Origin of the sequence: Bradyrhizobium sp. CB1717, from assembly GCF_029714325.1 — a bacterium.
Classification (GTDB): Bacteria; Pseudomonadota; Alphaproteobacteria; order Rhizobiales; family Xanthobacteraceae; genus Bradyrhizobium.
Window position 1 is genome coordinate 3350516 of sequence record NZ_CP121666.1, and the last position, 22490, is coordinate 3373005.

The 22490-nt window shown below is 64.3% G+C and carries 25 protein-coding genes; 15 read left to right on the forward strand and 10 right to left on the reverse strand.

What is annotated here, in order from left to right; all coding sequences use genetic code 11:
• Positions 1 to 67: 67 nt before the first annotated feature.
• The gene (locus QA649_RS15795) at positions 68 to 952 is read left to right on the forward strand and encodes a substrate-binding domain-containing protein (protein ID WP_283024996.1); all 885 of its coding nucleotides are present in this window, start codon (positions 68 to 70) and stop codon (positions 950 to 952) included.
• The gene (locus QA649_RS15800) at positions 949 to 1506 is read left to right on the forward strand and encodes a PQQ-dependent catabolism-associated CXXCW motif protein (protein WP_283024997.1); all 558 of its coding nucleotides are present in this window, start codon (positions 949 to 951) and stop codon (positions 1504 to 1506) included. The genes QA649_RS15795 and QA649_RS15800 overlap by 4 nt, the downstream gene beginning before the upstream one ends.
• 248 nt (positions 1507 to 1754) lie before the next feature.
• On the opposite strand, the gene QA649_RS15805 is transcribed toward QA649_RS15800, so the two are convergent.
• The 6 genes from QA649_RS15805 to QA649_RS15830 all read right to left on the reverse strand — a co-directional run bounded on the left by QA649_RS15805 (position 1755) and on the right by QA649_RS15830 (position 6599).
• Entirely contained in the window at positions 1755 to 2045 is a 291-nt protein-coding gene (locus QA649_RS15805; protein WP_283024998.1) for a copper-binding protein, read from the reverse strand.
• A gap of 136 nt (positions 2046 to 2181) precedes the next feature.
• Positions 2182 to 2796: a hypothetical protein gene (locus QA649_RS15810; RefSeq protein ID WP_283024999.1), complete on the reverse strand. Its 615-nt coding sequence runs from the start codon at positions 2794 to 2796 to the stop codon at positions 2182 to 2184.
• Complete coding sequence (locus QA649_RS15815) at positions 2793 to 3641, reverse strand: ABC transporter permease (protein WP_130364481.1); 849 nt, start codon at positions 3639 to 3641, stop codon at positions 2793 to 2795. Before QA649_RS15815 ends, QA649_RS15810 begins: the two co-directional genes overlap by 4 nt.
• A complete protein-coding gene (locus QA649_RS15820) occupies positions 3638 to 4444 on the reverse strand; it encodes an ABC transporter ATP-binding protein (RefSeq protein ID WP_283025000.1) in 807 nt (268 codons plus the stop codon). The genes QA649_RS15815 and QA649_RS15820 overlap by 4 nt, the downstream gene beginning before the upstream one ends.
• A complete protein-coding gene (locus tag QA649_RS15825; RefSeq protein WP_283026036.1) occupies positions 4441 to 5409 on the reverse strand; it encodes a YVTN family beta-propeller repeat protein in 969 nt (322 codons plus the stop codon). Before QA649_RS15825 ends, QA649_RS15820 begins: the two co-directional genes overlap by 4 nt.
• An 8-nt stretch (positions 5410 to 5417) precedes the next feature.
• Entirely contained in the window at positions 5418 to 6599 is a 1182-nt protein-coding gene (locus tag QA649_RS15830) for an ABC transporter substrate-binding protein (RefSeq protein ID WP_283025001.1), read from the reverse strand.
• A gap of 60 nt (positions 6600 to 6659) precedes the next feature.
• On the opposite strand from QA649_RS15830, the gene QA649_RS15835 reads away from it, so the two are divergent.
• Positions 6660 to 7232: a DUF3280 domain-containing protein gene (locus tag QA649_RS15835; RefSeq protein WP_283025002.1), complete on the forward strand. Its 573-nt coding sequence runs from the start codon at positions 6660 to 6662 to the stop codon at positions 7230 to 7232.
• A gap of 161 nt (positions 7233 to 7393) precedes the next feature.
• Here the strand turns inward: QA649_RS15835 and fghA are convergent, their stop codons facing one another.
• The gene (gene fghA, locus QA649_RS15840) at positions 7394 to 8239 is read right to left on the reverse strand and encodes an S-formylglutathione hydrolase (RefSeq protein WP_283025003.1); all 846 of its coding nucleotides are present in this window, start codon (positions 8237 to 8239) and stop codon (positions 7394 to 7396) included.
• Positions 8240 to 8315: 76 nt separating this feature from the next.
• Positions 8316 to 8936 (reverse strand): response regulator transcription factor, encoded by a 621-nt coding sequence (locus tag QA649_RS15845; protein ID WP_018642696.1) that lies wholly within the window; start codon positions 8934 to 8936, stop codon positions 8316 to 8318.
• Between the two features lie 194 nt (positions 8937 to 9130).
• On the opposite strand from QA649_RS15845, the gene QA649_RS15850 reads away from it, so the two are divergent.
• The 5 genes from QA649_RS15850 (at position 9131) to QA649_RS15870 (ending at position 14273) form a co-directional block, all read left to right on the forward strand.
• A complete protein-coding gene (locus QA649_RS15850) occupies positions 9131 to 10489 on the forward strand; it encodes a histidine kinase (protein ID WP_283025004.1) in 1359 nt (452 codons plus the stop codon).
• A 161-nt stretch (positions 10490 to 10650) separates the two neighbouring features.
• Positions 10651 to 13125: a TonB-dependent receptor gene (locus tag QA649_RS15855; protein WP_283025005.1), complete on the forward strand. Its 2475-nt coding sequence runs from the start codon at positions 10651 to 10653 to the stop codon at positions 13123 to 13125.
• Positions 13126 to 13228: 103 nt separating this feature from the next.
• Positions 13229 to 13588: a hypothetical protein gene (locus QA649_RS15860; RefSeq protein ID WP_283025006.1), complete on the forward strand. Its 360-nt coding sequence runs from the start codon at positions 13229 to 13231 to the stop codon at positions 13586 to 13588.
• 125 nt (positions 13589 to 13713) lie between these two features.
• A complete protein-coding gene (locus QA649_RS15865) occupies positions 13714 to 14043 on the forward strand; it encodes a hypothetical protein (protein ID WP_283025007.1) in 330 nt (109 codons plus the stop codon).
• Entirely contained in the window at positions 14040 to 14273 is a 234-nt protein-coding gene (locus QA649_RS15870; RefSeq protein WP_283025008.1) for a hypothetical protein, read from the forward strand. Before QA649_RS15865 ends, QA649_RS15870 begins: the two co-directional genes overlap by 4 nt.
• 77 nt (positions 14274 to 14350) lie before the next feature.
• On the opposite strand, the gene QA649_RS15875 is transcribed toward QA649_RS15870, so the two are convergent.
• Positions 14351 to 15226, reverse strand: a complete 876-nt coding sequence (locus QA649_RS15875; protein ID WP_283025009.1) for a LysR family transcriptional regulator — start codon at positions 15224 to 15226, stop codon at positions 14351 to 14353.
• A 102-nt stretch (positions 15227 to 15328) separates the two neighbouring features.
• Between QA649_RS15875 and QA649_RS15880 the strand changes: the two genes are divergently transcribed.
• From QA649_RS15880 to QA649_RS15895, 4 genes are all read left to right on the forward strand, one after another.
• Positions 15329 to 16402 carry an alkene reductase gene (locus tag QA649_RS15880; protein WP_283025010.1) on the forward strand — a complete coding sequence of 358 codons (1074 nt, stop codon included), beginning with the start codon at positions 15329 to 15331 and terminating at the stop codon, positions 16400 to 16402.
• 166 nt (positions 16403 to 16568) lie between these two features.
• Positions 16569 to 17402 carry an SDR family NAD(P)-dependent oxidoreductase gene (locus QA649_RS15885; RefSeq protein ID WP_283025011.1) on the forward strand — a complete coding sequence of 278 codons (834 nt, stop codon included), beginning with the start codon at positions 16569 to 16571 and terminating at the stop codon, positions 17400 to 17402.
• Between the two features lie 137 nt (positions 17403 to 17539).
• Positions 17540 to 17707, forward strand: coding sequence for a hypothetical protein (locus QA649_RS15890; protein ID WP_283025012.1), 168 nt, complete (start codon positions 17540 to 17542; stop codon positions 17705 to 17707).
• A 61-nt stretch (positions 17708 to 17768) separates the two neighbouring features.
• Positions 17769 to 18173: a hypothetical protein gene (locus tag QA649_RS15895; protein ID WP_283025013.1), complete on the forward strand. Its 405-nt coding sequence runs from the start codon at positions 17769 to 17771 to the stop codon at positions 18171 to 18173.
• 29 nt (positions 18174 to 18202) lie between these two features.
• Here the strand turns inward: QA649_RS15895 and QA649_RS15900 are convergent, their stop codons facing one another.
• Positions 18203 to 18901: a GntR family transcriptional regulator gene (locus QA649_RS15900; protein ID WP_283025014.1), complete on the reverse strand. Its 699-nt coding sequence runs from the start codon at positions 18899 to 18901 to the stop codon at positions 18203 to 18205.
• Positions 18902 to 19047: 146 nt separating this feature from the next.
• Here QA649_RS15900 and QA649_RS15905 point away from each other — a divergent pair, with 146 nt between their 5' ends.
• From QA649_RS15905 to QA649_RS15915, 3 genes are read left to right on the forward strand one after another with little or no spacing between them, the layout of a single operon-like run.
• A complete protein-coding gene (locus tag QA649_RS15905; RefSeq protein ID WP_283025015.1) occupies positions 19048 to 19947 on the forward strand; it encodes a VOC family protein in 900 nt (299 codons plus the stop codon).
• The gene (locus QA649_RS15910) at positions 19944 to 21566 is read left to right on the forward strand and encodes a bifunctional 3-(3-hydroxy-phenyl)propionate/3-hydroxycinnamic acid hydroxylase (protein WP_283025016.1); all 1623 of its coding nucleotides are present in this window, start codon (positions 19944 to 19946) and stop codon (positions 21564 to 21566) included. The genes QA649_RS15905 and QA649_RS15910 overlap by 4 nt, the downstream gene beginning before the upstream one ends.
• On the forward strand, positions 21563 to 22408 hold the full coding sequence (locus QA649_RS15915; RefSeq protein ID WP_283025017.1) for a fumarylacetoacetate hydrolase family protein: 846 nt from the start codon (positions 21563 to 21565) through the stop codon (positions 22406 to 22408). The genes QA649_RS15910 and QA649_RS15915 overlap by 4 nt, the downstream gene beginning before the upstream one ends.
• Positions 22409 to 22490: the final 82 nt, after the last annotated feature.

Genomic DNA, 22490 nt, shown 5'->3' on the forward strand with positions numbered 1-22490 from the left:
GTCTGGCAAAACATGGCACGTCATGCGTTGCATGGATAACATTCAAACAAAACGAGGAGGAAGCGCGATGACGGAGGCCGGACGACATCGTCGCTGGTTGATCTTGCTGTGGAGCCTGGCCGCAGCCTGCGTGCTGGGCGACGTCGCCAAGGCGCAGACGAGCGAGACCGGAGACCTCTCGTTCGAGCTGGTCGATCCAAAGGTGCTGCGCGTCTGCGCCGACCCGCGCAATCTGCCGTTCTCCAACGAGAAGGGCGAGGGCTTCGAGAACAAGCTCGCCGAATTCCTGGCGGACAAGCTGCAGAAGAAGCTCGACTACGTGTTCTTCCCGCAGGCCACCGGCTTCGTGCGGATGACGCTGGGCGCGCATCGCTGCGATGTCATCATGGGCTTCCCGCAAGGCGATGACCTCGTGCAGGGCACCAATCCCTACTACCGCACGACCTATGCGCTCGTCGCGAAGGCCGGCAGCGGGCTCGAGGACGTCGACACGCTGGAGGACGCGCGCCTCAAGGGCAAGCATGTCGGCATCGTCGCCGGCACGCCGCCGGCGACCAACATGGCGCTTGCAGGCCTGATGGGCGATGCAAAGCCCTATCCGCTGATGATCGACACGCGCTTCGACAATTCGGCGCAGGCGATGATCGACGACCTCGCCGCCGGCAAGATCGATGCCGGCGTGCTGTGGGGGCCGATGGCGGGCTACTATGCCAAGAAGGCCGGCTCTTCGCTCCATGTCACGCCGCTGGTGAAGGAAACGACGGGCCCGAAGCTGGTCTATCGCATCGGCATGGGCGTGCGGCCCGCCGATCAGAACTGGAAGCGGCAGCTCAACAAGCTGATCCAGGAGAACCAGGGCGAGATCAACAAGTTCCTGCTCGATTTCGGCGTGCCGCTGCTGGACGAGAGCGACCGGCCGCTCGGTGCGGAGACCGCCAAGAAGACGCCATGAGCCAGCCTGTTGCCGCCGCCCTGGTTGCCGTCATTCTGGTGGCACCGGCATTCGCGCAGCAGCAGGAGCCGTTCGAGCCCGAGGGCTATCGCACTGATAATTACCGCGCGCCGGTGCCGGCGACACTCGTTGGCGCGCGCGTGCTCACTACAGCTGACGCCGAGGCCATATGGCGCGCGAAGAGCGGCGTGTTCATCGACGTGATGCCGCGTCCGCCGAAGCCGAAGAACCTGCCCGAAGGCACGGTGTGGCGCGATGCGCCGCGCAGGAACATTCCGGGCAGCCTGTGGCTGCCCGATACCGGCTACGGCAATTTGCCGCCGGCCATGGACGATTATCTCCGGCGCGGCCTCGCGGCTGCCTCGCACGGCGACAAGTCCGCGCTGCTGGTGATCTATTGCCTCGCCGATTGCTGGATGTCCTGGAACGCCGCCAAGCGCGCTTTGGCGTACGGCTATTCCAATGTTGCCTGGTATCCCGACGGTACCGATGGCTGGGAGCACGCGAAACTCCCCACGGAAGACGCGCACCCGGAGCCTCGGCCGGAACAGTAGCGATCGAGCGCAGGTGTGCTCCCTCGCCCCGCTTACAGAGAGGTGGGATGAGGGGGAGGCTCCGCGGGGGTGGTGTCAGAGAGATACGCAGCCTTCTCCGCGTCATTGCGAGCGCAGCGAAGCAATCCAGAGTTCCTCCGCGGAAAGATTCTGGATTGCTTCGCTGCGCTCGCAATGACGTTGTGGACGGAGCGCTGCGTGCGAATTCCGACCTCTCCCCGCAAGCGGGGAGAGGTGAAGAACCCAGCCTATTGCTTCTGCAGCTTCGTGAGTGTCCCCGTGCCGTTGGTGTCGGTCGCCGAATACGTCACCCTGTCGCCGGCATGGACCGCATCCAGCATTGCGGCATCCTTGGTCTTGTACTCCTGGGCGCCGCCGGCGCTGGCGCCGACCGTACCTTTCTGGGTCTGCTGGATCGAAATCGTGCCGTTGAGCCGATCGATCCGCGTGACCATTCCGGTCATGTCGTCAGCGAGAGCACTGGATGCGAGCATGGTGATGACCGCAGCGCCCGCGAAGATGAATTTTGTTGTTCCCATCGAGGTCTCCCGACGTCTGGAGTTGACTTCGACAAGCCATCATAAATCGGTTTGGTTCCGGCACATAGCGCGGCAAAAAGTTAACGCTCACGAGGCGATCGCGGGAACTTTTCGTGAGCCGTCAGCTTGGCTGACGCTATTCCATTTCCTGCTGGATCACGCGGCCGAGCGCGAACAGGCGCTGGTCGATCGAGGTTGGAACCTCGCAGACGAAGCGCACCACCTTGTGCCGATCCTCGAAGATGCGGGTCTTCCAGATCAGCTCGTTGCTGAGCGCCTCGACCTTGGCTTCGTCGCGCGGTGTCGCGCCCTGTAGCGCCTGGAGCTGAAGCGTTTCCTCGCGGATCTTGTCGGCGGCGTCGCGCTGCTTGCGGCTGACGCGCTCGAGCCCGAGCATGACCTGGGAGCGCTGGGCGTTGAGCGTGTCGAACAGGCCGGCGAACAGCAGCTTGGCGTTCGCGGTCTTGTCGGCGGCGGAGCCGCTCAGGAACTCCTTCACCGACTTCTCGGCCTCATCCAGCGGGGTCTTGCGCGCCGCCAGCTTCGAGACCAGCGCGCTGACCTTGGCGTCGTCCTTCCACTTGGTCTCGGCGTCACCGAGCGCAGGACCGGCCCAGACGGCGGCCAGCGAGATCTCCGGCACTTTGGCCTGTGTGCAGGGCCAGTCGGGGTAGCGCGGATCGGCCGCGCGCGCGGCCGTGCCCGCAGCAGCGAGCACTAGTACAGCCGTCGCCAGAACCCGAACCTTCATCCTTCGCCTCCCGCGGGCCCCCGTCGCGCCAGCCCGCGCGAGGGATCATAGGCCAGAATTGCGCCGATCATGAAGACGATTGTGCAGGCCGCGACCACCGCCAGCGAGATCCAGTTGATTTGCCCGTAGAGTGCAAAACGTATCAGCTCGACCGCATGGGTGAACGGATTGGCCGCGCAGAGATAGTAGAGATAGGGGCTGCCTTCCTGCACCCGCCAGAGCGGGTAGAGCGCGGAGGAGGCGAAGAACATCGGGAAGATCACGAAGTTCATGACGCCGGCAAAGTTTTCCAGCTGCTTGATGCCCGACGAGATCAGCATGCCGAGCGAGCCCAGCATCAGCCCCGACAGGATCAGCGCCGGCAGCACGGTGAGATAGCCTGACGGCGGCGGGGTGATGTCCCAGAACCAGGCGATCAGCAGGAATGCATAGACCTGGAGCAGCGACACTGCGGTGCCCGCGAGCAGCTTGCAGAACAGCAGGAAGCCGCGCGGCAGCGGGCTCACCAAGAGCGTGCGCATGTTGCCCATCTCGCGGTCGTAGACCATCGACAGCGAGGACTGCATGCCGTTGAAGAGCTGAATCATCGCCATCAGCCCGGGCGCGATATAGACCTCGTAGAGGATGTAGGTCTCGTAAGGCGGGATGATGGAAATGCCGAGCACCTGGCGGAAACCGGCGGCGAAGATGAACAGCCACACCAGCGGCCGCACCAGCGCCGAGACGAAGCGCTCGCGCTGATGCAGGAAGCGCAGGCCCTCGCGCCAGACGATGCCGGTGAGGCAGGTCATGTACTCCTGTAACGAGAAGCCGCGCGGCGCATCGCGCGTGGTGATGCTGCTCATGCGCCGCCTCCCGGCATGGTTTGCGCGCCGGTCAGGCGCATGAAGGCGGTGTTGACGTCCTGCGCGCTGGCCTCCGCGATGACGCGGCTCATCGGCCCCTGCGCCAGCACCTTGCCCTGATGCAGCACCACGAGATCGTCGCCGGCCATGATCTCGTCGAACAGATGTGTGGCCCAGAGCACGCCGATGCCTTGCTCGGTCACGAGCTGGCGGACATGGCTAATGATGTCGGCGCGCGCCTTGACGTCGAGGCCGACGGTCGGCTCGTCCAGCAACAGCAGCCGCGGCCGGTGCAAGAGCGCGCGTGCGATCTCCAGCCGCCGCATCTGTCCGCCCGAGAGGTCGCGGACCTTGCTTGCAGCACGCTCGGAGAGGCCGATCCGGGTAAGCAACTCGGCGCTGCGCGCAGCGGCCTCGCGGCGGCTGATGCCGTGCAGCGCGGCGTGATAGAGCAGGTTCTGCGTCAGCGACAGGTCGAGATCGAGCGTGCGCGGCTGGAACACGACCCCGAGCAGCCGCAGCGCCTCGCCGGGACTTTTGCTGACGTCATGCCCGAAAATGCCGACGCGGCCGGACTGGATGCCGAACAGCCGCGTGATCAGCGAGAACAGCGTGCTTTTGCCTGCGCCGTTGAGCCCGAGCAGCGCCGTAAAACTCGCAGGCTGCACGTTGAAAGACACGTCCATCAGCGCGCGACGCGGGCCATAGGAGTGGCTGACACCATCGATCGCGAGCGCCGGCACCGCGGCCGGATCGGGCTTCGGCGTCTCGCGTGGATCGGCGATGGGGGCAGGGCTGGTCATGGCGCGATCGTGATGCCCCAGGGCAGTTCGCCCACCTGAATGGTCTTGATCACCTTTCGCGCGGCAACATCGATGACGGACACGTCGTTCGACACGCCGTTGGTGGTGAGCAGGTATTTCTCGTCAGGCGTGAACGCCATGTGCCAGACGCGCTGCCCGACCAGCAGATATTTCGTCACCTTGCGCGAGGCGACATCGACCACGGCGATGCGGTTGGCGGGGCCGAGCGCGACGAAGGCGGTCTTGTCGTCCTTGGTCATGCCGATGCCGACCGGCTGAATCGCCTCCTTCCGCAAGCCCGGGATCTCGAAGGTGACCTTGCCGATCACCTCGTGCTTCTTCGGATCGATCACCGATACGGTGCCGCCGATCTCCGAGGACACCCAGACTTCCGAAGAGTCGTGCTTGAATTCGGCAAAGCGCGGCCGCGCATCGACCAGCACATTGGCGACGATCTGGCGCGAGCTCGTGTCGATGAAATGCGCCATGTTGGTGGTCTCGGACGTGTTGATCAGCGTCTTGCCATCGGGGCTGATGGTCATGCCCTCGGGCTCGACGCCGACCTGGATGTCGCCGAGGCGCGCGCGCTTCTCGAGGTCGATCACCGTCACCGTGTTGTCGTTCTCGTTGGCGACGTAGAGGATCTTGCCGGCGGCATCCTGCGCGAACAATTCGGGGTCGGGGCCGGAGGGCAGGCTGTCCACCACGGTTTGCGTCTTCGCATCGATCACCTGAATGGTGTCGTCATCGCCGACCGCGACCATCACGAATTTGCCGTCACGGGTGAAATCGATGCCGCGCGGGCGCTGGCCGACCTTGATAGTCTTGGTCACTGTCCAATTGTCGGTGTCGATCACCGAGACCGTGTTGCTCTTCTCGTTCGAGACATAGGCGATGAACGCATGCGCGGGCGCCGCCGCCAGCGCCAGTCCGGAGAGAAGCCCCACACGCCACATGCGCAACATCTGCGTCCTCACTTCAACTTGCATTTGCTCTCCGGGCGATCGTAGCCGAGCGTATCGAGCTCGGAGACCTGGTGCAGGAATCCTTCCTGCGGCGATACCGACACCACCATGCGGCCGTCGACCAGCAGGATCGGTTGGCGCAGTTGGAGATTCCAGTCGCGTAAGGTGAGCCGCGTGCCCTTGAAGGCGGCGACCGAGAAGTCCGGGCCCTTGATGAAGTCGGTGACCTTCTTGACGTCGCCGGAATTGGTGCGCGAGGTGGCTTCCCCGATCATGCGCACTGCGGTCCAGGCCTGCATGTCGAGCGCAGTCATGCGCCGCGAATTCAGCTTGATGAAGCGGTTCTGCATCTGGATTGCGCCCCACTGGTCCTGCGATGCGTCCCAGCTGCGCGGGACGAGGCCGGCCGAGCCCGCGACCGGCCGCGGATCCCAGGTACGATAGGGCAGGTAGGCGCCGAACACTTCGCTCTCGTCGGCGGCGACCAGCACGTCGTAGGCGGGCGCCTGTTGCGTGAACACCGGCATCTGCCGCTGGATCTGCGTGACGCCGGAGTCAGTGCGCCGCGCGCCGCCCTTGTCCTCGAAGGTCCGCTCCTGCACGATCTTGGCGCCGAACCGCGCCGCGGTGCGCCGGAGCGCATCGGCGAACAGCTTGTCCTCGTCATGCGAGCCGACCACCAGCAGCCAGCGCGACCACTTCTTCCACACCAGATATTGGCCGAGCGCGTCCGCCAGCATCGCACGCGTCGGCGCGGTATGGATGACATTGGCGCGGCAATCGGCCTCGCGCAGCCGCTCGTCGATTGCGCCGGCGTTGAACAGCAGCGTGCTGCGCTCGCGCAGGGCGTCGGCGACCTTCAGGAGCGCGTCAGCCGGCAGGTCGGCGATGATGAAGCCGTTCTTCTCGGCGAGCGCGGTTGCGGCCTGCACCGCGTCCTCGCCTTCCCTGATGCGGCGCTCCTCCAGCGTGAACCGCTGGCCCGTGAATTTTCCGGTGGTGTTGTTGTCCTCGATGGCGAGGCGGGCGCCGGCGACGCCGTCATTCTCGGCGGGCTGCTCGACCAGCGACAGCGTCGATCTGGTGCCGGCGATTCCGAGATAGCCGACGCCGATCGCGACAGGGTCGGCCGCGAGCGCGCTCGTCGCGGCAAGACTCCAGCCGATCAGGCCGACCAACCATCGGATCATATTTCCTCCAGGCGTTCTCCCCGGCTTGACCGCCGGTGGAGAATTGTTTCTGCTTCAAGCATGACCGATTTGTCAGGGCATGCAACCCCGCATTTCGTCGTCGCGGCGAGAGGAGGCGGAATCACGATCATGCGAGCGCTGATATGTTTCATCGCTTTGCTGTTGACGGGCTCGGCCGCGTTCGCCGATCCGCCGAAGCTCGCCGTGTTCGATTTCGAGCTGATCGACACCAGCCTGCCCGGCGAGTTCTACGGCTCCAAGCCGGAGGAGGTGCGGCTCCAGCGCATCAGCGAGCAACTGCGCAAGGAATTGGCAGAGTCGGGCAGGTTCCAGGTGCTCGACATCGCGCCGGTCAGGGACGCCGCCCGTCACGCCAATTTGCAGGCCTGCGGCGGCTGCGACCTCAAGCTTGCCGGCCAGCTCGGCGCCGAGCTCGAGATCACCGGCATGGTGCAGAAGGTCTCGAACCTGATCATCAATCTCAACGTCTATCTGCGCGATGTGAAGACCGGCAGCATGATCACGGCCGCCAGCGCCGACATGCGCGGCAACACCGATGAATCCTGGACGCGCACGATGAGCTACCTGATCCGCAACCGCCTGCTCGCGCCGAATTACGGCAAGCCGGAGTAGGGCTCTTTTTCCCTCTCCCCTTGTGGGAGAGGGCGGCTTCGCGGAGCGAAGCCGGGTGAGGGGTTCTCTCCGCGAGTCCTACTGTCATTGAATCTGCGGAAACAACCCCTCATCCGGCGCTGCGCGCCACCTTCTCCCACAAGGGGAGAAGGAAGAAGAAATCACGCCGTCAATCTCGCCGCATGCCAGTGCAGATGATCGCTCATGAACGTCGAGATGAAATAATAGCTGTGGTCATACCCCGCCTGGCGCCGCAGCGTCAGCGGGATGTTGGCCTTGCTGCAGGCGGCGTCCAGCAGCTCCGGCTTGAGCTGCTCCTTCAGGAAATTGTCGGCATCGCCATAGTCGACCAGGAAGCCGGAAAATTTCGCACCGTCCTCGATCAGCGCCACGGTGTCGTGGTTGCGCCAGGCATCCTTGTTCGGCCCGAGATAGCCGGTCAGGGCCTTGATGCCCCAGGGTACCTGCGAGGGGGCGACGATCGGCGCGAAGGCGCTCGCGGCGCGAAAACGGTGCGGGTTGCGCAGCGCCACCGTCAGCGCGCCATGGCCGCCCATGGAATGCCCCATCACCGACTGCCGCTTGGTATCGACGGGAAAATTTCCCGCGACCAGATTCGGCAACTCGTCCGTGACGTAGCTCCACATGCGATAGTTGCGCGCGAACGGCTCCTGCGTGGCATCGACATAGAAGCCGGCCCCTAAGCCAAAATCATAGGCGTTGTTGGCATCGCCGGGCACGTCCGGCCCGCGCGGGGAGGTGTCGGGCGCGACGAAGATCAGGCCGAGCTCGGCGCAGGCCTTGCGGAATTCGCCCTTCTCGGTGACGTTCGCATGCGTGCAGGTGAGGCCGGAGAGGTACCAGACCACGGGCAGCTTGGCGCCGTCGGCATGCGGCGGAACGTAGACCGAGAACACCATGTCGGTGCCGGTCGCCTGGCTCGCATGGCGATAGACGCCCTGCACGCCGCCGTAGGATTTGTTGGTCGAGACAGTCTGAATCGTCATGCCCTAAGCTCCAGTGGCACCTAACCACATCAACATTGCAACGCTTGTGTGACCGAATTTGCGGCGGCGCGTGTCGTCAGGCGACGCCGCTGTCGATCGCCAGCCGGACCAACTCGACGGAGGTCTTCACGCCGAGCTTCTGTCGCATGATCGAGGAGGTGTTGGCCACCGTCTTGTAGGACGACTGCACCAGCCAGGCGATCTCCGACAGGCTCTTGCCGGCGCTGAGCAACCGCAGGATCTCCATCTCGCGTGCGTTCAGCTTGGACAGCGGGCTTTGCGTCAGCGCCGGTCCGGCAAAGGCGATGCTGCGCGCGATCGCGGTAGGCAGATAGGTGCCGCCGCCGCCCACCGCGCGGATCGCCTCGACGAGGTCGTCGGGATCGCCGGTCTTGGAAACGTAGCCCTTGGCGCCGCATTCGATCGCGCGCGCGGCGAAGGCGGGATCGTCGTTCATGCTGAACATGATGATGCGGGCCTCGGGCGCGCGCTCGAGGATGCGGCGCGCGAGCTCGAAGCCGGATACGGTCGGCAGGTTGATGTCGATGATGCAGAGGTCGGGGCGCTCGACGATGAAGATGCTCTCGCCGTCTTCGGCGTCGGCGGCCTCCAGGATCTCGATCTCGCCCTCGTCGGCCAGCACGGCACGGCAGCCGGAGGCGACAATGGGATGATCGTCGACGATCAGAATGCGCATAGGCGTTTCCCCGTAACAGCGCCGGCCTGTTGTCGCGCCGCATGATACCGAACAGGAGCGCTGCGCGCCCTCATGTCGCCTCATGCAACCCGGCCGGGATTGCTGTACGCTTTCGATTAGATATCGGGCGCTTCGCCCCTGTCAACGTCATCGGACAGGCGCGGGCCAACCTTCGCGAGGCATGGGCGACATCAATGTGGCAGAATCTATCCTTGCGCGGGCGCATCAACCTCTTGCTGGCGCTGCTGCTGGCGCTGGGCCTCGCCGTGAATATCGGCCGCCAGGTCGCCGAGGCCGGCCCGCGCGTGCAGGCCGAGGACCAGAGCGTGATCCGCCTCGCGCGCGAATTCATCGAGATGATCGTTGCCGATCTCAACGAGGCGCCCGATCCGGATGCGCGGCTGAATCAGATCGCCCGCGATCTCAGCCGCCTGCGCCACGTCAGCATCGCGCTTCACGATGCCGGCGGGAACCCGCTGACGCCGCCGCGGCCCGATGCCGACGACGACACCCGCGCCCCGCCGGCCTGGTTCGTCAGCCTGGTGCATCCCGAGCAGACTGCCGTGAGCGTGCCGGTGTCGATCCATGGCAGACCGGGCTCGCTGCGGATCACCTCGCATCCCGATGACGAGATCGCCGAGATCTGGGACGGCATCGTGACCCAGCTCGAGGTCGGCTCGGTGATCGCGCTCGCGCTGTTTTTCCTGATGATGAAGGTGGTCGGCCGGGCGCTGGCGCCGCTCCAGTCGCTGGCGGAGGTCATGGGGAAGCTCGAAGGCGGACATTACGAGGCGCGCGTCGCGCCGGGCGGCGCGCCGGAGCTCGCTGCCATCTGCACCAGGCTCAATCATCTTGCCGCGACGCTCGGCGAGGCGGTCGAGGACAAGCGGCGCCTCGCCGAGCGCGCGGTGTCGCTGCAGGACGTCGAGCGCAAGGAGATCGCGCGCGAATTGCACGACGAATTCGGGCCGTATCTGTTCTCGCTGCGCGCCCATGCCAGCGCGCTGGCAAAGCTCGCGGACGGCAAGGCGCCGAGCGCAGAGGCGGTGCGCAAACATGGCGGCGCCCTCCTGGAGCAGATCAACGCGCTCCAGCAATTCACCCGCCGCGTGCTGGAGCGCCTCCGGCCCGTCGGCCTTGCCGAACTCGGTCTCGGCCAGGCACTCGAATCGCTGTCGCGGCTGTGGCGGGAGTCGCATCCCGAGGTCACCATCGAAACCACGATCTCGCCGCGGTTAGGGGCGACCGGCGAGACCGCGGACCTCACCATCTACCGCGTGGTGCAGGAGGCGCTCACCAACGTGTTCCGGCATGCCGGCGCGACCGCGGTCAATGTCGTGATCGAGCCCGCGGACCAGCCGACGCGCGACGGCCGCCTCTGCGCCCGCGTGCGCGTCAGCGACAATGGCCGCGGCATGGAGCCGGGCCAGAAGCTCGGCTTCGGCCTCGTCGGTATGCGCGAGCGGATCCTGGCACTGGGCGGCACGCTCAATGTCGTCTCCGGCGACGGCGGCCTGACCGTCGAGGCGCTGGTGCCAACGGCGGCGGCCTGATGGCGCGACACGATCGGGAAAAATTCCCGATTTGGTCGGGAAAACGGGTGCGGATATTGCCCGACCTTTTGTGGCTGGCGCGTGAGCTGCTGCCGATTACACTCGTCTGCACCAAACGGCGAAGATCAGAACAGCCGGTGGTTGCGGGTGGGAAGGCTGGGATGGGCAAGCGTTTTCGGGTCAAGCGTCGTTGGTTGATGGCCTCGGTGTCGACGGGGCTGTTGTCGGGATTGGTCGCCGCGAGCCCTGCCGGGGCCGCGCCGGACGAGGAAACCAACGTCCAGAACTTGCCGCCGGTCGAGGTGGCCGCGCCGTCGCCGTCGACAGCGAGGCGCACGACACCAACGCGGCCGGTGGCGCAAGCTGGAGCTTCGTCGTCGAATCGCCCCAAGCCACGCATCTACGTCTACCCGACCTCGCCGGGCACCGGCAGGGGTCTCGATGTCGACAAGGTTCCTTCGGCCATCAATGCGATCGATGCCAACCAGATCAGGCGCACCGGCTCGCTCAACGTCACCGACGCACTGCGCGACAACATCGCCGGCGTCAACATCACTGAAGTCACCGGTAATCCGTTTCAGCCCAATGTCGAGTTCCGCGGCTTCGTCGCCTCGCCCGTCACGGGCACGCCGCAGAGCCTTGCCGTGTACCAGAACGGCGTCCGCATCAACGAAGCCTTCTCGGACGCCGTCAACTGGGATCTGATCCCGACCGCCGCGATCAGATCGGTGACGCTCGTCACCAACAACCCCGCCTTCGGCCTCAATGCGCTCGGCGGTGCGCTCAACCTGCAAATGAAGGACGGCTTCACGTATCAGGGTGCCGAGCTCGATCTGATGGGCGGCTCGTTCGGCCGCATCCAGGGTTCTGCGCAATGGGGCAAGCAGGTCGACAAGAACTACGGCGTCTATGCCGCGCTCGAAGGCCTGCGCGACAACGGCTTCCGCAACTTCTCGCAATCGACCGTGCGGCGCTTCTACGGCGATGTCGGCTACAAGGAAGGCGACAGCGAATTCCACGTCAACATGGGCGTCGCCAAGAACGATTTCGGCGCCAGCGCCACCGTTCCGGCCGAGCTGCTCGACAAATATTGGGGCGCGACCTACACGACGCCGCAGACCACGAGCAACCGCGTCGGTTATCTCAATTTCACCGGCAAGGTCGATGCGACGCCGACCTGGACGCTGGAAGGCACTGCGCATCTGCGCAGGTACGAGCAGAAGCTGGTCGACGGCAATCCGACCGACGTGCAGGAATGCGGTGCGGATCCAGCGCTGCTCTGCTTCGGCAATGACACCACGCCCGCGAACGGCACCAACGGCGTGCAGCTCGCCAATCCCTTTGCGCCGGGAACGATCCTCGGCGAGATCGACCGCAGCTCGATACGCTCGACCACGTTCGGCGTGTCGGGGCAGGCCACCAACACCGATCAGCTGTTCGGGCACGACAACCGTTTCGTCATGGGCACCAGCTACGACGCCAGTGTCACGCGCTACAACGCGACCGCCGAGATCGGCACGATCGGAGAGAACTACGTCGTCAGCGGCAGCGGCATCTTCCTTGGGCCGACCGGCGTGCCCGACACCGTCGCAGGTCCCGTCTCGCTGCGGACCGTCAATCAATATAACGGCCTGTACGCGATGGACACGTTCAACGTCACGGATGCCTTCGCCATCACCGGCGGCGGCCGCTTCAACGTGGCGCGCATCACGCTGGAGGATCAGCTCGGCACCAGTCTCAACGGCGACCACACCTTCACCCGCTTCAATCCGGTGATCGGCGGCACCTACAAGATCACGCCGGAGCTGACAGCCTATGCCGGCTATTCCGAGGCCAATCGCGTGCCGACGCCGCTCGAACTCGGCTGCGCCGACCCGGTCCGGCCCTGCCTGCTCGCAGCGTTTCTGGTTTCGGATCCGCCGCTGAAGCAGGTCGTGTCCAAGACCGTGGAGGCCGGCTTCCGCGGCACCAGGGAGCTGAACATCGGCTCCCTCGGATGGAAGGTCGGAGCGTTCCGCGCCACCAACTATGACGACATTGTCGCCGTTCCCGCAGTGGGGCGCACCGGCTTCGGCTATTTCACCAATGTCGGCAGAACGCGGCGTCAGGGGCTCGAGGCCGAGGTCAACATCAAATCGCCTACGTTGCAGTTCCAGGCGAGCTATGCCTTCGTCGACGCACGCTATCTCGACGCTTTCGAGCTCGGCTCCGAAAGCCCGTTCAGGGATCCCGTGACCGAGACGATCCAGGTCCTGCCCGGCAACCAGATTCCCGCGATTCCCCGCCACCGGGTCAAGGTCGGTGTCGACTACAACGTCACCGACGTCTGGAAGGTCGGCGGCAATGCGCTGTTCGTCTCCAGCCAGTATTTCGTCGGTGACGAATCCAACCAGTACTCGAAGCTGCCGTCCTACACGGTGTTCAATCTCCACACCTCCTATCAGGTGACGAAGAACGTCCAGCTCTACGGCCGCGTCGACAATATCTTCGACAAGCGCTACGCCACCTATGGACAGTTCTTCGACCGCGAAGCTCTGCCCAACTTCACCAATGGCGGCGCCGACTTCACCGATCCGCGCTCGCTGAGCCCGGCCCGGCCGCGCGCGTTCTATGCGGGGATGCGGGTGACGTTCTAACCGCGCCGAGGGTCCCGGACGGAGAGGAGGGGGAGCTCAGGGCGGAAACACTCCGCACCGCCATGCGCAGAGAGCTTGCGTAAAATATCCTGCCTCCGGCATCATGGGCCCGGAGGCTTGCTTTGTCGTGTCATTGAAGAATCCGGACGCTGTCGCCGCTATCGTTGCGGCGCTCCGACACGTTTACGGTGACGAGGTTGCGCGCCTCATGCTCGTCGAGGGCATGAGTCTCGCCAACCTGATCGATGCGATGTTTTCCGCACCCCTGGCGCACCGCGAGGCGATCAGAGCCATCACCGATGGACTGGACGACTTCGTCATTTCACCGGACCTCGGCCGCATGTGGCACCTCAGGTACATCTATGCCGACGAGCCCGGCTCTCTGCATGTCGTGGACATGGAGATCGCCACGCCGAGTGGTACGCTGGTGAGCAAGGATGTCTGGCTTCGCCTGTCGTCCTAAAGAGGCTGCTCACTCGGCGACGCCTCCCGTAAGGGGACGTGAGCCGGGTCGGGTTCTACTTCCGGCCGATTGACTCAATGTTCATGATTTGTTCTTATGCTGCACGTCCAGCCAAGGAGCGAGCCATGGACAACCGCATCAGTGAAATCCGCAAGATCATCAGGGCGTTACGTGTGAGCATGCGTGAGGCCGAGGCCATCATGCATGAGCAAATCAACCGGGACGAAGACTGCACCTTCGTGGCCGAGGAAGTCATGAAGATGCGCGTCGTGATGAGCGGGCTCGTCCAGGAGCGGGCTGCTCTCGGGGACACCGACCCGATCGTCGTCGCCAGCCTCTTCGTTCCCCGTCGGCGGCCGGCGCCACCGCGCATCGGTGTCGGGAAGCGCCGCCTTGTTCCGCCAAGCCTTGTTCCGCCAAGCCTTGTACCGCCAAGAGAGGTGGCGCGGGCATGAAGGGAGAGAGGCCGACCTACTTCTCCGACATGCAGGAGCCTCCGGAATTTCTGAAGGCTCTCGAGCACGCGCGGCGCCTGTCCTGCCTCGAAGGCTGGTGCCGCATGCACATCGAGGCGATCCAGGTCGCGATCGATCAATACGCGGAAGCAGCTCTCGGCAATCGGGAGTTCTTCCTCAACAAGCCGCACAGCATCGGCGAGAGGCGCAGGAGCGGCGAGGTGCCGTGAGATCCTGGATCCGCCTGGACTTCCGTTTCATGAACATGAATTTGCCGCGCAATTGACAAGCCAGGAGGCGGTGGAATCTACCCCCGGCTCAGCCGTTCTCTCAAGAATTCGATGAAGCGCTGCGTCTTGGCCGGGAGCAGTCTGGTCTCGGTGACAGCGTAGATGGTCATGGGCTGGCCCTGCCATTGCGGCATGATGCGGCGTAGCCGGCCGGCCGCAACTTCGTCGGCCACGATTTCCTGCGGCATGAACGTGATGCCCATGTCGAGCGTGGCGAGGCGGCGGAGCTTGCCGATGCTGTTGAGATGAAAACGGCCGTCGACGTCGGCGTCAACCGTTTGCGTTCCGCTGCGCAGCGTCCAGGTGCTGACCCTCGTCTGGCAGAGGCATTGATGGCGCGCGAGGTCGGCCGGTTCGCGCGGCTCGCCGTTGAGTTCGAGATAGCGCGGCGAGGCGTAGAGATAGCCGTGCAGGCGGGCAAGCGGCCGCGCGATCATATGGGAGGCCTCGGATTCTCCGACGCGGATCGCCAGATCATACGGCTCGGAGACGAGATCGACACGTCGCGGCGTCAGGTCGAATTCGAAATCGATACCGGGATATTGCTGCGCGAATTCGGTGATCAGCGGCGCGAGATAGGTGTTCGCGAAGTCCACCGGCAGTGAGACTCGTAGCAATCCGCTCGGCTGCGCCAGCATCTCGCCGAGTTGCTCGTGTGCCAGGCGCGCTTCATCGACGATGCGCTTGCACCTCTCGAAATAGAGCAGGCCGGCTTCGGTCAATTCGATCCGGCGCGTCGTCCGGTTCAGCAGGCGAAGCCCGATTTCCTTCTCCAGCAGGCCGATCCGCCGCGACAGGGTGGAGTTGGGCATGTCGAGGATCGCTGCGGCGCCCCGAAAGCTCCTGGCCTTCACGACCTCGACGAAGAGCGCCATGTCGTTCAACAGCTCCATGAAATTATCCCATATATGGATCAATCATTTCCATTCTACGGCATTTATTCCATCTAGTGGAAGGTCCATCTCCCTTCTCGGATCATCGAGAAGGAACCCGCCATGAACCCGATACTCAGTCCCGTCCGCGTGGGTGAACTCGCGCTTCAGAACCGCCTGGTCATGGCGCCCATGACGCGTTCGCGCGCCGACGCAAATGGCGTTCCCGGCGATCTCGCCGCCGAATATTACGCGCAGCGCGCCGGCGTTGGACTGGTCGTCACCGAGGGCACCCAGCCCTCCGATGACGGGCAGGGCTACATGACGACGCCCGGCATCTACACGCCCGCGCATGTCGCTGGTTGGTGCAAGGTGACCGACGCCGTGCACGCCAGGGGCGGTCACATCTTCATCCAGCTCATGCACGCCGGCCGCATGTCGCATCCCGACAACACGTCGCACCACCGGCAGGGTGTGGCTCCGTCCGCGATCGCGCCCGGTACGCCGATGTTCACGCCGAAGGGCATGCAGGATATCCCGCAGCCACGCTCTCTGACGATTGACGAAGTGCGGCGGACCGTTGCCGACTTCCGCGATGCCGCGCGTCACGCCATCGCGGCAGGCGCGGACGGCGTCGAGATTCATGGCGCGAACGGGTATCTGGTCCAGCAGTTCATTGCGCCGAGCGCGAACACGCGGACCGACGCGTATGGCGGCTCGATCGAAAACCGTGCGCGTTTCGCCGTCGAGGTTGCGGCCGCCATCGCCGAGGAGATCGGCGCGGACAAGACGGCGATCCGCTTGTCACCGGGCATCACGATGTGGGGCATCGACGAAGGCGCCGAAGGACCGGATCTCTATCGCCATCTGGTCGCCGAGCTCGACAAGCTCTCGCTTGCCTATCTTCACATCATGCATCAGGGCGAGGATCACCTGCTCGCCGATCTCCGCAAACTGTGGTGCGGCAAGCTGATCGTAAACAGGCCGGGCCGTCCGCGCGATCGCATCGGTTCGGACGTCGCTGCGGGGCTGGCCGATCTGGAAGCGTACGGCCAGATGATCCTGGCGAATCCCGATTTCATCGAGCGCCTGAAATCCGGCGCGCCGCTGAACGAGGCCGATCGGCGGACGTTCTTCGGCGGCGATGCCCGCGGGTACACCGACTATCCCGCATGGGACGCGACGGCCGCCGTCTGAGGGGCACCACTTATCGGCTCTGCGCCGCGACTGCGGTGCGGGTCGCTCATTTTCACCAATGCTTGCGGAAGGCGCGCCTGAAGTGAAACGCGTGGAATTGGACAAGAACCTGAACGTGACTTTGCCGTCGCTCGAAAACCTCCGGCTCACCGGATTGAGTGTCGCGGTGATCGGCGGCACCGGCGGGATCGGTCGGGCACTCAGTCATCAGTTCGCGGCCAGAGGCGCGAATGTCCTGGTCGTCGGTCAGACCTTCCGCGATCAGGAGATGCCGCGCATCACGTTCATGAAGGCCGACCTCGGCTCGATGCGGGAGGCGAGGCGAATCGGCGAGGCGCTGCCCGCCGGAAACATCGACATCGTTGTCTTCACGACCGGCATCATGGCCGGCCCCAAACGCGAGGTGACATCGGAAGGCATCGAACGCGATCTCGCCGTCAGCTATCTGAGCCGCCGCGTCATCCTGAACGAGATCGCTCCGCGTCTCGGCAAGGAGCGCGCCGGGAGCGACATGAGACCCCGGATCTTCGTCGTGGGATTCCCGGGCACAGAGCAGAAAGCGAATGTCGATGATTTGAACTCGGAGCGAAGCTACAAACGCTTCGCGGCGCATTCGAACACCGTGGCCGGAAACGAGGTGCTCGTCCTCGAGGCAGCCAGGCGTTTTCCTGATGTCGACGTGTTCGGTCTCAACCCGGGCTTCGTCAAAACCAACATCCGCGCCAATCTGCTCGGCTCGCGCGCGCTTTTCGCCGCCTTGGAATGGCTCACGAGCTTCATGATGGTCGAGCCTGACGCCTACGCCGAGCGCTTGATACCGCTCCTGGTGGCGCGCGATCTCGACGGCCGCAGTGGCGCGATGTTCGACAACAGGGCCAGGGCCATCCTGACCAGTCCGTCGTCCACGGAGCCGTCCTACGCGGCCGCACTCATGGAGGCTTCCGACAGACTGAGCAGTCGCGCACTGGTGGGGCGAGCAGCTGAGGGGGAGGGGACATGATCATTCGGCGTCCAATTCTCGTCGCGTGATGGACCTGGCCTGGTTCTTTACCGATCGGAAACCATGTCAAATGATCCGAAAACTTTAACGAAACTGCCGGGCTGTCTCCGCGTCATTTCGCCGGAGGGTCCCATCTGATGACAGAGCGCCAGTTGAAAGAGCGGCAATTCCAGATCGCGCGTTACCGTCGCCTGGAACGGGAAGTCACCGATCCGCTTGCGGCGGGGCTGCTTCACAGCATCATCGAGGAGCTTGAAGAGGAGCTGCGCAGGGACAACCCGGATTGTCACGGGCCGCGTGATTAACGCTTTCTTAGCGCTGATCATGCGGATTGTTCGTGTGGGACTACCAGGGGAGACTGCTCCCATGCTGAAGGACGGCACCTACGCGGCTTGGTACAAGACGCCGATCGATCAGGGCACCGGGATCGTCCATGTTGCAGACGGCCAGATCTGGGGCCGCGACAGCCTGATGACCTATCACGGCTCCTGCAAGGTGGACGGAGATCGCTTCACCGCCACCGTGTCGACGAAGCGTCATACCGACGGACGCGCAACGGTCTTCGGCATCGAGGACGAGCTGACGCTGGACATCGAGGGAAGCTGCCCCGGCAAAATCGCGACCTACACGGCGACGGCACAACAAGTGCCGGGAATGGTTCTCCAAGGTACGCTCATTCTGACGGAGCAGCAGCCGCCGGCGCCCGAGCAAACCGGGCTACCAGCGTTTGATCCGGGCAAGCTTCCAAAGCTGCCGAAGCGCTCGCGCTGACCGCAACGCTCCATGTCTCCAAGACGAAGCTAGGCCAGCAATCCGTCGAGATCGGAATAGATGACCTCGGCCGTGCGCTGATAGTGCTGCTGAAGCAGGCGCACGGCCTGCTCGCTGTCCCTGGCGAGAACCGCCTGAAGGATATCGCTGTGCTCGGCGCCGACCTTGCGCGCCGGATAGGCCTTCGCAATCGACATCATGCGATACCGATAGAGCCGGTCGGCGAGCTGCTCGCAGAAGCCGAGCAGCGGCCGTGAGCCGCAAAGTCCGATCAGCGTCGCGTGGAAGGCGCGGTGCACCTTCTCCCAATCCGGATTGTCCTCGAATGTGTCGGGCTTGAGCGAGCGCGGCGTACGATCGAGCCGGTGATGCGCAACCAGCAGAGCCTCTTCCCAGGTCTGGGTCGCATTCTGCATGGACTCGCGCAGCGCCAGGCCCTCGACCCAGCACCGCGTCTTGGTCAGCTCCTGGAGCTCCTCCTTGCTGACCTCCTTCACATAGAAGCCGCGCTGCTCCATGCCGACCACGAACTCTTCGGTGGTCAGGCGGTTGAGCGCCTCGCGCAGCGGGGTCTGTCCGACATTGTACTGCTCCATCAGGAAGCGCGACTGGAGCTTGCGACCGGGCTCGAGCCGCGTCGTCAGGATGTCGGCCTTGAGGCGTGCGTAGATCGTGGTCGCCAGCGTTGCCGGTTGCTCGACCCTTTGGCTTGGCAGGTCAGTGCTCATGTCAGTGCTCATGGGCAATCCATCAGAATCTCCAGCACTTATGTACATTAGCAGAGTTCTCGGCGATTATTTATAAATTTCTGCTTTACGTGCGATTTTGTACATATTAATGAGGTGACGTTCGCATCCCCTGATAAGGACGCCCAATGCCCGACTTTCCGGTGACAGCCCTGCGCAGCGTCGAAATGACGACGCCGCAGCTTGCCGGCTCGGTCGAGTTCTACAGCAAGGTCTGGGGCCTCGACGTCGCGGCGGAAGCGGACGGCACGGTGTATCTTGCCGCGACGGGCAGCGACTTCCACATCCTCGAGCTCACGCCGGGTGAGGCGACATCGCTGCGCAAGATCAGCTTCCGCGCCCGCTCGCATGATGATCTGCACCACCTTTTCGCGCGTGCGCGGCAGGCCGGCTGTGAGGTGATCAGCTCACCCGCGCCGTCGCCAGCGCCGTCGGGCGGGACAGGTTTCGTGGTTCGCGAAGCGCAGGGATGCGTCATCGAGTTCGTTCATGGCGACCGTACCAGGCCGGCGCGCGTGATCGCTGATCGCCCCGAGCGGCTGGCGCATGTCAACATCAACAGCGCCGACATCGAAAAGCTCTCGACCTTCTATCAGGACACTTTGGGATTCCGGCTATCGGATCGGTCCAAGCTGATGGCGTTCCTGTGCTGCAACAGCGACCACCACGCGATCGTGCTTGCGGAGGCCCCTCGCAACGGCCTCAATCACGTGGCTTTCCTCATGCCTGACCTGGAGTCCGTCATGCGCGGCTCCGGTCGCATGGTGGATCACGGCTATCCGATCGGCTGGGGCGTCGGCCGTCACGGACCCGGCGACAACGTGTTCGCCTATTTCGTCGATCCGGCAGGGAGCGTCATCGAATACACCGCCGAGGTTTTGCAGATCGACGACAGCTATGTCGCGAAAGGTCCTGATGATTGGGTCTGGCCTCCCGGACGAACCGATCAATGGGGTATCGCCCCGCCGAAGTCGGAGGCCTGTAAAGCGGCGCAGCTCGCCATTCCCTTCGCGACGGCGCGCGCATGACTGATACGGCTGGCGCCATCGACTATGACGTGCTCGTCGTCGGCTTCGGGCCGACCGGCGCCGTTGCCGCAGGCCTGCTCGGTCGCCTCGGTCATCGCACGCTGGTCATCGACCGGCTGACCGGCGTGTACGACAAGCCGCGCGCGATCGCGCTCGATCACGAGATTTTCCGTCACTTCGACAATATGGGCCTCACCGAGGCGATCTCGCCCCATATCGAGCCTTTCACCGCATCGGAGCATTTTGGCGCCGACGGCCAGTTGATCCGCCGCATCGACATGGTCGCAAGACCCTATCCGCTCGGCTACACGCCGAGCATGGTGTTCAGCCAGCCCGCGGTCGAGGCCGAGCTGCGCCGCCATGCGACCGAATTCTCAAATGTGCGGGCCGAGCTCGGCGTCGAGCTGCTCGATCTTGTTCAAACGTCCGATCGTGTCGAGGCTCGCCTGAAGGACAGCGACGGACGGCATCGTTCCGTGACGGCGCGCTATGTGCTCGGCTGCGATGGCGCATCGAGCACCGTGCGTCAGATCGCAGGTCTTGCGCTCGAGGATCTCATCTTCGATGAACCCTGGCTGGTGGTCGACGTGCGCGTGAACGAGAGCGCGCTTGCCCGTCTGCCGCAATGCTCCGCGCAATTCTGCAATCCGGCGCGCCCCGTGAGCTTCCTGATCGGCCCGAAGAGCCATCGCCGCTGGGAGATCATGCTGCTGCCGGGCGAGGACGCGCGGCAGATGGAACGGCCCGACAATGTCTGGAAGCTGCTCGCGCCTTGGCTCATGCCGCAGGACGGGGAATTGTGGCGGGCAGCCTCCTATCGCTTCCACGCCCTCGTTGCCGCCAATTGGCGCAACGGCAGGATCCTGATTGCCGGCGACGCAGCGCATCAGCAGCCTCCTTTCATCGGCCAGGGCATGTGCCAGGGCCTGCGAGACGCCACGAACCTCGTCTGGAAGCTGGATCATGTGCTCAAGAGCGTCTCCTCCGACAGCCTGCTCGACAGTTACACGGTCGAACGCAAGCAGCACGTCATCGAGCTGACCGGCAAGATCAAGGCGATCGGCCAGTCGATCTGCGAGCGCGATCCGGCAGCCGCCCGGCGGCGCGATGCGCAAATCCTGGCCGAAGGTGGCGGCAAGCCGCTGCTGCTGACGCGGCAGGAAATCATTCCGCCGCTGCGCGCAGGATGCCTGTCACATCACGAAACGCCGGCGCGCGGCACTCTGTTTCCGCAGCCGCGCATAGCGAACGGCGGTACGGCTCGCTTGCTGGACGAAGTGACCGGGGCCGGCTGGCGCGTGTTGATCGACGGCCGCAGCAATGCTGCCGCTTCGATGCTCGCGCTCTGTGCCGCGCGCCCGGACGTATCGGCGGCGGCAGTCGCGCCTGCCGGCACAGGTCTGCCGAATGCGCTCGAAGAGACCGAGGGCGTGCTCGCGAACTGGTTCGACCGTCACGCTGTCGTCGCGGCGGTCGTTCGGCCCGATCATTATGTCTTCGGCACCGCGCGCAATGCCACCGAGTTCGGCGATCTCCTGCGCGAGATCGACATGCGTCTTCGCGACGTCCCGGCCGAGCAAGACAACATTCCCGATCTGAAAATGGAGAGAACACCGTGAAACTTGCCACCGTAGCGATCGACGGCCGCACCACCTGGGGCATTGTCGAAGGCGAGACCTTTTTTGATGTCGGCGCCGCGCTCAAAGCGCGTTATGCCGATCTCAAGGCCGCCATCGGCGCCGCCTTCGCCGGCGTTGCGGATGCAAAGTCTTCCGCCGCTGCCCTTCCGATCTCAAAAGTCACCTGGCTGCCGGTCATCCCGAACCCGGACAAGATCCTGTGCGTGGGCTTGAATTACGAGACCCACCGCAAAGAGACCGGCCGCGCTGAGGTCGATCACCCCACCATCTTCTCGCGCTATGCCAACAGCCAGACCGGACATTTGCAACCGATCGTGCGGCCGCGCGTCTCGACCGATCTCGATTTCGAAGGCGAGCTCGCGGTCATCATCGGCAAGGCCGGCCGCTACATCTCCCGCGCGGATGCCATGGACCACGTCGTGGGCTACTCCTGCTACAATGATGGCAGCATCCGCGATTTCCAGCGTCACACCCATCAATTCACGCCGGGCAAGAATTTTCCGGATACCGGCGCATTCGGGCCCTGGATGATGACGCCGGACGAGCTCGGTCCGCTCGGGGAGCTCAAGCTGCAGACCCGCCTCAATGGACAGGTCATGCAGGAAGCGCTGATCAAGCAGATGATCTTCGATATCCCGCGCCAGATCGAATACTGCTCGACCTTCACGCGGCTCGAGCCCGGCGACGTCATCGTCAGCGGAACCCCGGGGGGCGTTGGCGCACGGCGCGAGCCGCCGCTCTGGATGAAGCCGGGCGACGTCGTCGAGATCGAGGTCGAACGCCTCGGCGTGCTCAGGAATGTCGTCGCAGACGAAACCTGATCGAGCGGCCGCAGCCGGTGACGGCTGCGGCCTGCGAGCGACCAATAAAAGCCCGCAAAGCGGCATCTTTCAGGGAGGAACA